The organism is Telluria sp. AC161, from assembly GCF_979258535.1.
Genome location: NZ_OZ409861.1, coordinates 1,083,802 through 1,097,733, shown reverse-complemented (window position 1 = coordinate 1,097,733; position 13,932 = coordinate 1,083,802). Strand labels below are relative to the sequence as shown.

Genomic DNA, 13,932 nt, shown 5'->3' with positions numbered 1-13,932 from the left:
ACGTAGTGGTACGTAGCTTCTGCGTAATAGTTGCGCTTGCAGTCCTGATATTTGTGCAAGATACTCATTGCCATGCTGTAAAGAATCGCGCCGGCATGTACTGGCGTACGAAGCATCAATCCATATCGGAGGAGTCACCAATGAAGAAAATGACGAGCATGCTCGGATGGATCGCCTTGTCCATCCTGGGCGCGTTTTCGCTCGGCTACATCGCGCTTAAACGCGGTGAAACCATCAATGCCATCTGGATCGTCGCGGCCGCCGGCTGCGTCTATCTCATCGCTTACCGCTTCTACTCGAAGTTCATCGCCAACAAGGTGCTGGGGCTCGACGCCACTCGCCAGACACCCGCCCACAAGTTCAACGACGGCCTTGATTACGTGCCGACCAACAAGAACGTTTTGTTCGGTCACCACTTCGCCGCGATTGCCGGCGCCGGCCCGCTGGTCGGCCCCGTGCTTGCTGCGCAGATGGGTTACCTGCCCGGCATGATGTGGATTCTGGCCGGCGTCGTGTTCGCCGGCGCGGTGCAGGATTTCATCGTCCTGTTCATGTCCACGCGCCGCGACGGCCGTTCGCTCGGTGACCTGATCAAATCCGAAATGGGCGAAATCCCCGGCATGATCGCGCTGCTCGGCACCTTCATGATCATGGTGATCATTCTGGCCGTGCTGGCGCTGATCGTCGTGAAAGCGCTCACCGGTTCGCCGTGGGGCACCTTCACCGTGATGGCCACGATCCCGATCGCGCTGTTCATGGGCATCTACTCGCGCTATGTGCGGGTCGGGCGCATCGGCGAGATTTCGCTGATCGGCTTCGTGTTGCTGATGCTCGCCATCATCGGCGGCCAGTGGGTGCACGATTCGCCAGTCTGGGGCCCGATGTTCACCTTCACCGGCACCGAACTGACCTGGATGCTGATCGGCTACGGCTTTGTCGCCGCCGTGATTCCCGTGTGGCTGCTGCTGGCGCCACGCGACTACCTGTCGACCTTCCTCAAGATTGGCACCATCCTCGCGCTGGCAATCGGTATCCTGGTCGTTGCACCGGACCTGCGCATGCCAGCGGTGACGAAGTTCGTCGATGGTTCGGGCCCGGTCTGGTCGGGCGGCATCTTCCCGTTCCTGTTCATCACGATTGCCTGCGGCGCCGTGTCGGGCTTCCACGCGCTGATCGCCTCGGGCACCACGCCGAAGATGCTGGAAAATGAAACGCAGGCGCGCTTCATCGGCTACGGCGGCATGCTGATGGAAAGTTTTGTCGCCATGATGGCGCTGATCGCCGCGTCGACCATCGACCCGGGCGTCTACTTCGCCATGAACAGCCCGGCCGCCCTGCTGGGCACCACGGCGCAATCGGCCGCCGCTGCCGTCTCGCAGATGGGCTTCGTGATCACGCCGGAAGCGCTGGAGCAAATGGCCCGTGACGTCGGCGAGCACACGATCATCTCGCGCGCTGGTGGCGCACCGACGCTGGCAGTGGGCATGGCCCACATCCTGTCGAACCTGGTCGGTGGCCAGACCATGATGGCGTTCTGGTACCACTTCGCGATCCTGTTCGAGGCACTGTTCATTCTGACCGCGGTGGATGCGGGCACCCGCGCCGGCCGCTTCATGCTGCAAGATTTGCTGGGCGCGTTCGCACCATCGCTCAAGCGCACCGATTCGCTGCCGGCCAACCTGCTGGCCACCGGCCTGTGCGTCGCGGCCTGGGGTTACTTCCTGTACCAGGGCGTGGTCGATCCGCTGGGCGGCATCAACACCTTGTGGCCGCTGTTCGGCATCGCCAACCAGATGCTGGCCGGTATTGCGCTGATGCTCGGCACCTGCGTCCTGTTCAAGATGAAGCGCGGCCAGTACGCGTGGGTCACTGCGCTGCCGACCGTGTGGCTGCTGGCCTGTACGCTGACGGCGGGCTACCAGAAGATCTTCCACGACGACCCGCGCATCGGCTTCGTGGCGCACGCCAACAAGTACCAGGCCGCGCACGACGCTGGCACGATCCTGGCACCGGCCAAGTCGATCGTCGAGATGGAACGGATCATCTTCAACGACTACGTCAACGCCAGCCTGGCCGGCTTCTTCATCTTCGTCGTGCTGGCCGTGCTGTTCTATGGCCTGCGCACGGTGATGGATGCCCGCAAGGCGAATGGCGCGACCGCAAAAGAGTCGCCGTACGTCGCCATGCCCGCATCGCAGGTGACCTGATGTTCGGCACCCTGAAGCAGGCCGGCAGTTACCTCGGGCAGTCGCTGCGCCTGATGGTCGGCCTGCCCGAGTACGACACGTACCTGGCGCATATGGAGCGTACGCATCCGGACGAGCCGGCGATGACGTACGAGGAATTCTTCCGTGAGCGCCAGGAGGCGCGGTACGGGGGGAGTCGGGCTTCGTGCTGCTGAGCCTGTAGCAGCTGGGCGTCGTCAAGACGACGCCGCGTGAACTGAAAACCCCAAAAGTTGAATGTCAACTTTTGGGGTTTTTTCATGACCGAGGGGGTGCTACCAAGAACCCGGTCAAGCCTTGCGAACCAGCGCTGGCAGAACGCGAGAGGTCTGAGGCTCCCTCAGTTGAGCAGGCCAAGGTTGTACGCTACAAAGGCTTCTTCGCGTACCCAGCCAGTTTCCTGATACAGCGCCTGTGCGGTTTCATTGGCTGTTGCGGTGGATAAGCCCAAGCGGATCGCACCGGTCGCCTTGCCGTGCCGTATCGCAGCGTCGATCAGCGCCTTGCCGACACCGCGGCGGCGAGCATTTTCTGCGACAAACAGATCGTTGAGTATAAAAGTTCGGGCCATTGATACGGATGAAAAGCTCGGATACAGCTGAGTAAATCCAAGCGCCTCCTCGCCATCCTGCGCGAGAAACAAGACCGAATCACCATTCGTTAAACGCTCTGCCAGGAACGTTCGCACTGCGGCGAGGCTGCTGTCCCGGTCGTAAAACTGACGATATTGGTCAAACATCGGAACGAGCAAATCAAGATCCGCGAGGCTGGCCTGACGGACCCGGACGCTGGAAGATGTAGCGGGTAATTCGTTATGCACATTTGCTCCAGTATTTGAGAATGAATGTTGCCGCTTGGCCTGACCAGCAACCAGAATCACAGCCGGGGTCAGGTCTGACATTCGGACACGAGTTCAACAATAGCCTGTTTATGAAAGACGTTGTGAACGGACTAAGGAAGAGTCCGTGTCCGAATGTCAGACCTGACCCTGGCTATGAACGGACTAAAGAAGAGCCCGTGTCCAAATGTCAGACCTGACCCCGGCTTTTTGAACGGTCGTGCGCTGCCACCAGCATGTCGATCAGCGCACGTGATGCTGCCGACAGGCCCCGGTGGGCCGGGTAGACGACCGAGAATGCGCGTGTGCGGCCACTTAGCTGCGGCAATATCTCCACCAGCTGTCCCGCTGCCAGGCTGGTTTCGGCAAACAGGCGCGGACACAATGCGATCCCCATCCCCTGCTCGGCCAGCCAGATGACGCCCATCGCGTCGGTTGAGACCATCACCGACGCCGGCGGGATCCAGTCGATGTCGCGCCCGCCGTCCCGCAGCTGCCAGGGGAATACTCGTCCGGTGTTGGGCCGGACAAAGGCGATGCACTGCTGGCGCGCCAGATCCTCGAGCGTTGCCAGCGATCCGGCGGTCTCCAGATAGGCCGGGGATGCCAGCAGGCACAGGGGCGATGCTTCCAGCTGACGCGACGCCATCGTGCTGCTGGGCAGCGGGCCGGAGCGGATCGCCAGGTCGAATCCCTCGGCCACCAGATCCACATTGCGGTTGGTGATATCGACGTCCAGCTCGACCAGCGGATAGGCGCGCGCGTAGGCCGCCAGTATCGGTGGCAGGCGCTGCTGGCCGTAGCCGGTGGACACGCTCATGCGGACCTTGCCGCTCAGTTGCGCCGTCGTGCTGCGCATCGCCTGCTCTGCCTGCCCGAGGCGGGCGAAGGCGTCGCGTGCCTCGTTGGCGTAGCGCTGGCCGGCGTCGGTGAGGCTGAGGCTGCGCGTGGTCCGGCGCAAGAGCTGTGTGCCGAGCCGTGCTTCGAGTCGCGACAGGGCCCGGCTCAGCACCGACGGCGTGGTCGACAGCACGACCGCCGCTGCGCTGAATGAACCGTGTTCCACGACGCTCAGAAACACCTCCACATCAGCCAGGTGATCAAACTTTCTCGCCATCTTGCTTCCTCAAGAACAAATCATTTGCCAGAATCGTAGTTTATCTATCTGCTGAGAAAAAATACAATGGTGAATCTTTTATCTGAAAGGATTCACATGGAATTGCTCGACAAACTGAACTGGCGCTATGCCACCAAGGCGATGGACCCGACCCGTCAGGTGCCGCAGGAGAAGATCGATCGGATCATCGAAGCGGCGCGCCTGGCGCCGACGTCGTCCGGCCTGCAGCCCTATGAAATCCTGATCGTGAAGAATCAGGCGCTGCGCGCCAAGATCAAGGACGTCGCCTGGAACCAGGCGCAGGTGGTCGATGCCTCGCACCTGATGGTGTTTGCGGCCTGGGACAACTACACGCCCGAGCGCATTAACCACATGTTCGACCTGACCAACGAAGTGCGCGGTTTCCGCAACGAAGGCTGGGAAGCCTATCGCCAGCAACTGCTGTCAACCTACCCAGGCCGCGATGCACAGGTGAACTTCGAGCACGCGGCGCGCCAGGCCTACATCGGCTTCAGTGCGGCGATGATCGCCGCAGCCTTCGAGGAAGTCGATTGCACGCCGATGGAAGGCTTCGATCCGGCCGCTGTCGACAGCATCCTGAACCTCGGCGAACGCCACCTGCGTAGCGTGGTCATTCTGCCGCTGGGCTACCGCAAGGCCGAAGATGACTGGCTGGCAGGCCTGGCGAAAGTGCGACGCCCGCTCGACCAGTTCGTCAGCGAAATCGACTGATTCCCGTTTTGCCGTAACCTCCCGGGCGGCGTCGATCTCCGCACGCCGCCCTTCTCCCCAGTCATGATCAGGGGAATGACTCACTATCCCAGCATCGCCTCTGCCCTCTGCGTCCGACCATGAGGCGCCATGGGCAGGGCCCGGCCCTGATCGCCGCTTTTCGCTGGTCACGATCATCACCGTTGGTTAGTTACATTTTTGCCGAATGGGGCTTAGACGTCGCTGTCCGGATCAGTCCATCCAGCCTTCAGCACCCAATCTACGCGCTCCCTTTCAAGTTGGGCGTGTTTGCAACACGAACCCGGTTCGCCCGCCCCCTTTGCGTTCACGCAAAGCCGCGCACGCCCCTACCCCGTATATTTTTTTCCTGCGGGCTCTTGCCCGCGCGGAGGATCCGCGTCGTGCAGGTCCATGCCGCTGTGCCCACTGCGGGAATTGCGATGCCGAACTTCGAGCGCTCGAGCCTGAACCGGAAGCTGACCATCATCTCGCTGCTCTCGACCGCGACGGCGTTGCTGTTCGTGTTCGGCGCGTTTGCCGTCACCTCCATCCACAATCACCGGCGTGCCGAAGCCGCGCAACTGACGGCGTTCGCGCGCGTCATCGGCGCGGCCTGCGCCGGCGACCTCATGCTGGTCGACCGCAAGCAGGCCGGCGCGACGCTCTCGGCCCTCGAAGCCCGCCAGAGCGTCTCGGCCGCCGTGCTGTACGACCGTTTCGGCCAGCCCATCGCCACCTACCATACGCCTGGGCGCCAGGCCGCCGCCCTCGCGCCGCTGGACGACATCGAGGCCGGCACGCTCGAGCGGATCAACCGCGGCGGCCAGGCGCTGCTGGCGCGCCACATGCGCGTGGTGCAGGCAGTGCGGCACGGCGAACTGGTGGTGGGCGCGGTGATGATCGAAGCCGACCTGTTGCCGATGTGGCTCGACATCGCCACCAGCCTTGGCGTGATCGGGCTGGCGATGGGCGCGGCGCTGCTTGTGTCGCTGGTACTGGCCGGGCGCCTCAAGCACAGCATCGCCGAGCCGATCACCAAGCTGATCCAGGCCGCGCACAAGGTCTCGGCCAGCCAGAACTACGGCCTGCGCATCCCGCACACGCGCAGCGATGAACTGGGCGTGCTGATCGACAGCTTCAACGGCATGCTGGCACAGATCGAAGAGCGCGGCGCCGCCCTGCTGCACCACCGCGACGAGCTCGAACGCCAGGTCGGCGTGCGCACCGAGCAGCTCGAGAAAGCCAAGAATGCGGCCGAAGCGGCCAGCCGCGCCAAGAGCGGCTTTCTGGCCACGATGAGCCACGAGATCCGCACCCCGATGAACGGCGTGCTGGGCATGACCGACATGCTGCTGGCCACGTCGCTGACCGACGCCCAGCGCAACTACACGCAGCTGGTGAAACGCTCAGGCGAGCACCTTCTGGTGATCATCAACGACATCCTCGATTTTTCCAAGATCGAAGCCGGCAAGCTCACGATCGAGTACATCAACTTCAACCTGTGGGACCTGCTCGACGAGATCCACAAGGTCTACACGCCGCAAGCCGCGGCCAAGGGCCTGGCGTGCGACTTCGACATCGCCAATGATATCCCGGTGGCGATCTGCGGCGATCCGAACCGGCTGCGCCAGATCCTGGCCAACCTGCTGGGCAACGCGCTCAAGTTCACCGACGATGGCCGCATCCTGGCGCGCGTGCGCGTGGCGGGAGAAGACCCGCAACAGGTCGTGCTGCGCTTCGAGGTGCACGACACCGGCATCGGCATTTCGCGCGAAGCACGGGCGCGCCTGTTCAATGCCTTCTCGCAGGCCGACGACTCCACCACCCGCAAGTACGGCGGCACCGGTCTGGGGCTGGCGATTTCAAAGCAGATCGTCGAACTGATGAACGGCGCCATCGGCGTCGAGAATGCACAGCAGCGCGGCTCGGTCTTCTGGTTCACGGTCAGCTTCGACAAGCACCGCGTCGACCCGGACGCGCCCGGCCATCACCTCAACACACTCGATGGCCTGCGCGTGCTGGTCGTCGACGAGCAGGATGCCAGCCGCAAGGCGCTGGTGCAGCAGCTGACCGCGTGGCATGCGCAGTGCGACGACGTCGGTGGCGCGCTCGCGTTCGAGCGGCTGGTCAACGCGGCCCGCGCTGGCCGGCCCTACGATGCCGCGGTGCTGGACATGGAACTGCGCGGGACCAGCGGCCTGGCCCTGGCCGCCGCAGTGCGCGCCGAACCGCTTGCGCGCGACACGCACCTGGTGCTGCTCAGCCCCGAACGGCTGGCCGCCGATCCGGTACAGCGGCGCGAAGCGGGCGTGGCGTACCAGCTGGTCAAACCGGCGCGCGCGGCCGATCTGTATGCGTGCCTGGCAGTGCGCGCGGCGCGCCTGCAAAGGCCGGCCGCGCCGCCGGCCGAAGGCAGCGCCCAGGAGCACACGCAGCATCCGGTCAAACGCGCGCGGCGCGTGCTGCTGGCTGAGGACAACCCGGTCAACGTCGAAGTCGCCCGCGCGATGCTGGAAAGCCTGGGCCTCGAAACGGGCTGCGCGAAAAACGGCCAGGAAGCGCTGCGCGCGGTGCACGAAGGCCGCTGGGATGCGGTGCTGATGGATTGCCAGATGCCGGTGATGGACGGCTTTGCGGCCACCGGCGAGATCCGGCGCCACGAGCGCGAAATGGGCCGCCAGCGTGGCCTGCCCGTGATTGCGATCACCGCCAACGCGCTGCAGGGCGACCGCGAAGCCTGCCTGGCGGCGGGCATGGACGATTACCTGTCCAAGCCCTTCACCCAGCAGCAGCTGGCCACCGTCATCGGCCGCTGGATCGCGATGCCGCTGCTGTCGGCGCGCGAGCATGGCGACGAGCCGGTCGTCGAGATCGCGCCGGCGACGCCGCTGCCGCTGCCATCAGCCCGGCCTGAGCCGGCGACCGCACCTGCACCCACGCGAATCGAACCAGGCGCCGACCCGATCAACCGCGCCGCCCTGGAGAATATCCGCGCGCTGAGCCGCGATGACGGCGACGCGCTGGTGCATAAGGTGATCGCCGCCTATGTCGGCGACACACCGCGCCACTTGCATGCGCTACGCCAGGCGCTGGGCGAAGGCGATGCCGAGAGCGTGCGGCGCGTGGCCCACGGCCTGAAATCGGCCAGCGCCAATATCGGCGCCACGCACCTCTCGAGCCTGTGCCGCGAACTCGAACAATTGGGACGCAGCGGCAATGTGGACAGCGGCGGCCCGCTGCTGGCCGACCTGGCACGCGAATTTCGCGCGGTAAGACTGTCGCTTCATGCAGCGCTTGAAAAGGAATCCTGACATGCCTTCCGTTCCCACCCAGCGCGTGACGGTCCTGGTTGCCGACGACGATCCGGTCATGCGGATGCTGATGCTCGAAATGCTGGCACAGGTTGGCCTGGACGGGATCCAGGCCGGCGACGGCATCGAGGCCCTCGACCAGGCCCGCACCGGCCAGCCCGACCTGATCCTGATGGACGTCGACATGCCGCGCATGGACGGTTTCGCTGCCTGCCGCGCCATCCGCGCTGCCGAACGCGATGGCGTCTGCGTGCCGGTCATCATGGTGACCGGCAGCGACGACATTGAAGCCGTCACCCACGCCTACGAAGTGGGCGCGACCGATTTCGTCTCCAAGCCGATCAACTGGCAGATCCTCGGGCACCGCGTGCTGTACGTGCTGCGCGCCAGCGACGCCATCGCCCGCCTGCGCATCGCCGACGCCCAGAACCGCGCCGTGCTGGCAGCGATTCCCGATACCTTCTTTCGCCTGAATGCCGATGGCTTCTATCTGGATTACGAGCAGGGGCACGAACGTCCGGGGCCAGGAGGACCCAGCCGCCCGGACCTGCCCGACAGCACCGGCGCCCGCTTCATCGGCAAACACCTGACCGCGACGCTGCCGCCCGACATCGCCGGGCGCATGCTGGAGCAGATGAAAGCCGTGCTCACCACGCACCAGGTGCGCTCGGTCGAGTACGAGCTGGTCGACGCCGGCGTGGCCCAGCATTTCGAGGCGCGGCTGGTGGCTACCAGTTCGTCCGAAGTGCTGGGTCTCGTGCGCGACATCAGCGAGCGCAAACGCACCGAAGAACAGATCCGGCGCCTGGCCTATTGCGACGGCCTGACGGGGATCCCGAACCGCCAGGCGTTCCTGGAAACGCTCGAACGCGAGCTGCATCGCTCACGGATCGGCAACAAGAAGTTCGCGGTGCTGTTCATGGACCTCGACGCGTTCAAGCGCATCAACGACACGCTTGGCCACAATGCGGGCGACCAGCTGCTCAAGATGGTGTCCGAGCGCCTGCGCGACACCACGCGCCCGAGCGACCTGGTCTCGCGCGGCGATGGCGGCGACATGAACGAAGACGGCGCCAGCAACCTGGCGCGCCTGGGCGGCGACGAATTCACGATCCTGATCCCGGACCTGGAGCGGGTCGAGCATGCGCTCAACGTCGCGCACCGGGTGAAGGAAGCGATGCGGCGCTCGTTCATCATCGAAGGCAACGAGATCTTCGTCACGGCCAGCATCGGCATCTCGCTGTTTCCGGAAGACGGCGACGATTGCGTCTCGCTTCTCAAGTTTGCCGATACCGCGATGTACCACGCCAAGAGCTGCGGCAAGAACAACGCCAAGTTGTACAGCTCCTCGCTAACGATGCAGATCATGAGCCACGTGAAGCTCGAAGTCGGCCTGCGCCGCGCGCTGCAGAACGACGAGCTGTATCTGGTGTACCAGCCGCAGCGCGACGTGCGCAGCGCAGAGATCGTCGGCGTCGAAGCGCTGGTGCGCTGGCGCCACCCCGAACGGGGCCTGATCGCGCCGACCGAATTCATTCCGCTGGCCGAAGAAACGGGCCTGATCGTGCCGATCGGCGAATGGGTGCTGCGCACCGCCTGCCGCCAGGCGCGCACCTGGCAGCGCCTGACGCAGCGCACGCTGCGCATCGCGGTGAACCTGTCAGCCAAGCAGTTCAAGGACGAGAACCTGTCGCAGATCGTGCTCTCGGCGCTGCTCGACACGGGGCTCGAGCCGCGCCTGCTCGAACTCGAGCTCACCGAGGGCACGCTGATGGACGATGCGCGCGCCACGATGGTCACGCTCGAACGCCTGCGCAATATCGGCGTGCACCTGTCGATCGACGACTTCGGGACCGGGTATTCGTCGATGAATTACCTGAAGCGCTTCGACGTGCGCGCATTGAAAATCGACCGCAGCTTCATCTCTGGGCTGCCGCAGGATTCCGAAAACGCGGCTATCACGCGCGCGATCATCGCGATGGCGCATGGCCTCAAAATGGTCGTGGTGGCCGAAGGCGTCGAGACGGGCGAACAGCTCCTGCTGCTAGAAGAATATGGCTGCGATATGGTGCAGGGCTATTATCTCGGCCACCCGTCGGGCGCCGAGACGATCACCGAGTTGCTGCAGGTCGTGCAACAACTGGTGCTGCCGGCCAGGTAAGGCCGGCAGCACCAGCTGATTCACGGATGCAGGCGCAGCGTGTAGCGCGCCGCGCCTGGCAACAACGGCGTCGGCGTGCCATCGACCCAGGCCCCATGCCCGGTCAGGAAAAACGGCGACAGCGGATGCCCGCTCTGCCCGCCCGGCATATTGTACAAACCCTCCTCTTCGCGCCCCGGCGACACGACCAGGCGTTCGGACTGGCCGAACTTCGGCCCCGCCACGCGCGGCATGTGCGCGTCGCCGGCCAGCTGGTCGGCCGGTGCGGCAAGCCAGGGCCGCAGCGCCGGCACCGCCATGCTGATCGGATGCGCAACGCCTGCCGTGTTGCGCTGGCCCCAGGTGGCTTGCGCCAGCGGCGTGCCGGCGTCCTGCAGCGCGGCGATCGCGCGGTCCACCGCGGCCAGTTGCAGCGCCTGCCAATCGGCGTGGCCCGGCGGCAGCCAGCCGGCCGGCCGTGTGTCGAGCAGGCGCGCCACGACGGCTGGCCAGCGCGCGCTGGCGCCGGCGGCGCTGGCCTTCGGGTCGATGTCCTTCAGCGCCAGGTTGGCGCCGCCGTACAGCAGGTCGTGCAGCGCCCACAGAAAATCGCGCGCGAGGCGGTAGCCGACCGAATTCACACTGGCGCGGCCATCCCAGCTGGTCTCGAGCAGGCGCCGGAACTCGGCGCGCGCCGGATGCCCTGCCAGCGCCCCGGCGTCGAGCGCGGCCAGTGCGCGGTCGCGCCAGGCGCCGATCAGGATCGCGCGATCGTCCAGCGCGGCGTCGAATGCGCGCCGCACGTCGGTCTGTGCGCCCAGCGCCGCCAGGCCATCGTGCAGCTGATGGTTGCGCATGCCCAGGTCGTAGCCGCCGTCGCCCAGCAGCGCGTAACCGGCGCCCATCAACTGGCGGCTGTTGGCGGTGGTCAGCTGGCCGTTGGCGGGATTGACCACACGCGGATGCGCGGCATAAGGTAGCGCGCCCGTCCAGGTGGGCGTTGCGCTGTCCGTCATCAGTGGAAACGTCGTGTCGCTCGGCGCGGTCGTGCGCTGCGGCAGCAGGCCGGCGATCGTCCAGCCGATATTCCCCTGCGCGTCGCCGGCCACGAAGTTCTGCGCCGGGATGCCATCAGTGGCCGCCGTCGCCAGCGCGGCATCGAGCGTGGCGCTGGACTCGAGTTTCAGATGCTGCATGTTCAGCGCCGCCGGATCGTGCGCGATCCAGTGCACGGCGTAGCTGCGGCCGGCGACCTCGCGGATCGGGCCGAGCGAGGTCTCGCGAACCACCATCCGTTCGGCCGGCGCGCCTTTTACCAGGATCGACTCGACGTGTTCCTGCGGCGTTTCCCACTGGCCCGCTACCTTGACCTGCCCCGGGCGCGCGGCATCGACGCCCAGTTCGACCAGGTCCAGCGCATCGGCGTAGCTGTTGGTGAAGGCCCACGCCACCTGGCCATTGCTGCCAACGATGACGGAAGGCGGCGCGCCGGGCAGGCTCACGCCGACGAGACGCCGCTGACCACCGGGCGCCGCCGGATCGGGAAAGCGCAGCGCCAGCCGGTACCAGATGTTGGGCAGTTGCAGGCCCAGGTGCATGTCGTCGGCGACGATCGCCGCGCCGTTCGTGCTGCGGCTGCCGGCCAGTGCGTAGTTGTTGCTGCCGACGGAATCGGTGACGTCGAGGCCGGCCAGTTTGACAGGGGCATCCGCTGCGGCGGGCGCCCCACCCCACCAGGCTGGCGCATGCGCCGGAATCGGGGCCGGCGCTGGCGGCGCGCCGCCATCGAGCGTGGTGTCGAACGCGGTCGCCTCGGGCAACAGAAAAGCCAGTTGCGCGGCGTCGCTGTGCTCGCGCAGCCAGCCGCGCGCCAGTTCGCGCGACGCCTGCATGCCTTGCAGGTCGATGTACATGGCCCAGACGACGAGCAGCGAATCGGCGCCATGCCACGGCCGCTGCGCCGCGCCGGTCAGCGCGTACTCAAATGGCCGCGCACCCAGCGCCGCCAGGCCGGCATTCACGCCAGCCGCATAGCGTTCGAGCAGCGCCCGCTCGGCCGGCGCCAGGCGCGCGAACGTGGCCTGGGCGCGGGAAGCGAAACGGTGCAGCCGGTTGGCGCGATCGAGGGGAACGGCGCGTGGCCCGAACAACTCGGCCAGCTCGCCGGATGCCGTGCGGCGCAGCAGGTCCATCTGGAAGAAGCGTTCCTGGGCATGCACGAAGCCGGTCGCATAGGCCACGTCTAGCCGTGTGGCGCCGGTGATCATGGGCACGCCGCTCGCATCACGCTCGATGCGCACTTCGGCCGACAGGCCGGGGCCCTGATGCGCGCCATCGAGCTGCGGCAGGCTGGCGCGCAGGAATAGCCAGGCGCCCAGCAGCACCAGCAGCACGAGGCCCAGCAACGCGGCCAGGCCGCGCAACGTCCATTTCTTCCATCCCTGCATGGTGTCTCCCTGAGAGCTGCGCTAGTGCTGTGTATGTTGCCAGAAAACTGTGCCACAAAGAAACGAGGCCCGCGTCAACGGGCCTCGTCGGGAGATTGGTGACAATGCCAGCTACGTGCTGCGCCGATCGAGCATCGCGCGCGCAATGGTGCCCGCGTCGACGTACTCGAGTTCGCCGCCAACGGGAACGCCCCGTGCGAGACGGCTGACCTTGAGTCCGCGCGCCTTGAGCATTTCGCTGATGTAGTGCGCGGTGGCTTCGCCCTCGTTGGTGAAATTGGTGGCCAGTACCACTTCGCCCACCACCTCGTCGGTGGCGCGCGTCACCAGCTTTTCCAGATGCAGGTCGCGCGGCCCGATATTGTCCAGCGGCGACAGGCGCCCCATCAGCACGAAGTACAAGCCGCGCCACGTCAGCGTCTGCTCGACCATCAACTGGTCGGCCGGCGTTTCGACCACGCACAAGAGCGTGTGGTCGCGCTCGGGATCGGCGCACAGGTCGCAGATCTCGATGTCCGAGAAGGTATTGCACTTGATGCAGTGGTGCACGGTGTCGACCGCCTGGTACAGCGCGCGCGACAGTTGCGCGGCGCCCTCGCGGTCATGCTGGAGCAGGTGAAACGCCATGCGCTGGGCGGACTTGGGGCCCACGCCAGGCAGGCGCCGGAGCGATTCGATGAGAAATTCGAGGGATGTCGACATGGATGGGTAAATAAAGCGGCCCGCCGGCATGGCGCCGGCAGTGCCGCATCATCCCTGGATCAGAAAGGCATCTTGAAGCCAGGCGGCAGGCCTGGCATGCCGGCGGTCACGCCGCTCATTTTTTCGGCGGCGGTGGCTTCGGCCTTGCGCGACGCGTCGTTGAACGCGGCGGCCACCAGGTCTTCCAGCATGTCACGGTCGTCGCCGAGCAGCGACGGATCGATCGTGACGCGCTTGACGTCGTTCTTGCAAGTCATGACGACCTTGACGAGGCCGGCGCCCGACTGGCCTTCGACTTCGACCAGGGCCAGCGCTTCCTGCGCCTTTTTCATGTTGTCCTGCATGGCTTGCGCCTGTTTCATCAAGCCTGCGAGCTGGTTCTTCATCATGGTGTGGTTCTCCAAATGGGGGTTATCTGTA

The 13,932-nt window shown here is 65.5% G+C and carries 10 protein-coding genes; 5 read left to right on the top strand and 5 right to left on the bottom strand.

Going from position 1 to position 13,932, the window contains the following annotated elements; all coding sequences use genetic code 11:
• Positions 1-140: 140 nt before the first annotated feature.
• Both ACZ0AJ_RS04900 and ACZ0AJ_RS04895 read left to right on the top strand, forming a co-directional pair.
• Positions 141-2,207 (top strand): carbon starvation CstA family protein, encoded by a 2,067-nt coding sequence (locus ACZ0AJ_RS04900; RefSeq protein WP_499454062.1) that lies wholly within the window; start codon positions 141-143, stop codon positions 2,205-2,207.
• Complete coding sequence (locus ACZ0AJ_RS04895) at positions 2,207-2,401, top strand: YbdD/YjiX family protein (protein WP_183550582.1); 195 nt, start codon at positions 2,207-2,209, stop codon at positions 2,399-2,401. The genes ACZ0AJ_RS04900 and ACZ0AJ_RS04895 overlap by 1 nt, the downstream gene beginning before the upstream one ends.
• A 164-nt stretch (positions 2,402-2,565) precedes the next feature.
• Here the strand turns inward: ACZ0AJ_RS04895 and ACZ0AJ_RS04890 are convergent, their stop codons facing one another.
• Positions 2,566-3,126 (bottom strand): GNAT family N-acetyltransferase, encoded by a 561-nt coding sequence (locus ACZ0AJ_RS04890; protein ID WP_499452964.1) that lies wholly within the window; start codon positions 3,124-3,126, stop codon positions 2,566-2,568.
• 127 nt (positions 3,127-3,253) lie between these two features.
• A complete protein-coding gene (locus tag ACZ0AJ_RS04885; RefSeq protein WP_499454059.1) occupies positions 3,254-4,180 on the bottom strand; it encodes a LysR family transcriptional regulator in 927 nt (308 codons plus the stop codon).
• Positions 4,181-4,276: 96 nt separating this feature from the next.
• Between ACZ0AJ_RS04885 and ACZ0AJ_RS04880 the strand changes: the two genes are divergently transcribed.
• The 3 genes from ACZ0AJ_RS04880 to ACZ0AJ_RS04870 all read left to right on the top strand — a co-directional run bounded on the left by ACZ0AJ_RS04880 (position 4,277) and on the right by ACZ0AJ_RS04870 (position 10,384).
• Positions 4,277-4,912, top strand: coding sequence for an NAD(P)H-dependent oxidoreductase (locus ACZ0AJ_RS04880; RefSeq protein WP_183550574.1), 636 nt, complete (start codon positions 4,277-4,279; stop codon positions 4,910-4,912).
• A gap of 440 nt (positions 4,913-5,352) precedes the next feature.
• Positions 5,353-8,223 (top strand): hybrid sensor histidine kinase/response regulator, encoded by a 2,871-nt coding sequence (locus tag ACZ0AJ_RS04875; RefSeq protein ID WP_499452962.1) that lies wholly within the window; start codon positions 5,353-5,355, stop codon positions 8,221-8,223.
• Between the two features lies 1 nt (position 8,224).
• Complete coding sequence (locus tag ACZ0AJ_RS04870) at positions 8,225-10,384, top strand: putative bifunctional diguanylate cyclase/phosphodiesterase (RefSeq protein ID WP_499454056.1); 2,160 nt, start codon at positions 8,225-8,227, stop codon at positions 10,382-10,384.
• Between the two features lie 20 nt (positions 10,385-10,404).
• On the opposite strand, the gene ACZ0AJ_RS04865 is transcribed toward ACZ0AJ_RS04870, so the two are convergent.
• The 3 genes from ACZ0AJ_RS04865 to ACZ0AJ_RS04855 all read right to left on the bottom strand — a co-directional run bounded on the left by ACZ0AJ_RS04865 (position 10,405) and on the right by ACZ0AJ_RS04855 (position 13,901).
• Complete coding sequence (locus ACZ0AJ_RS04865; protein WP_499454054.1) at positions 10,405-12,810, bottom strand: penicillin acylase family protein; 2,406 nt, start codon at positions 12,808-12,810, stop codon at positions 10,405-10,407.
• A gap of 111 nt (positions 12,811-12,921) precedes the next feature.
• Complete coding sequence (gene recR, locus ACZ0AJ_RS04860) at positions 12,922-13,512, bottom strand: recombination mediator RecR (protein ID WP_499452960.1); 591 nt, start codon at positions 13,510-13,512, stop codon at positions 12,922-12,924.
• A gap of 59 nt (positions 13,513-13,571) precedes the next feature.
• On the bottom strand, positions 13,572-13,901 hold the full coding sequence (locus ACZ0AJ_RS04855) for a YbaB/EbfC family nucleoid-associated protein (protein ID WP_183550557.1): 330 nt from the start codon (positions 13,899-13,901) through the stop codon (positions 13,572-13,574).
• Positions 13,902-13,932 lie beyond the last annotated feature (31 nt).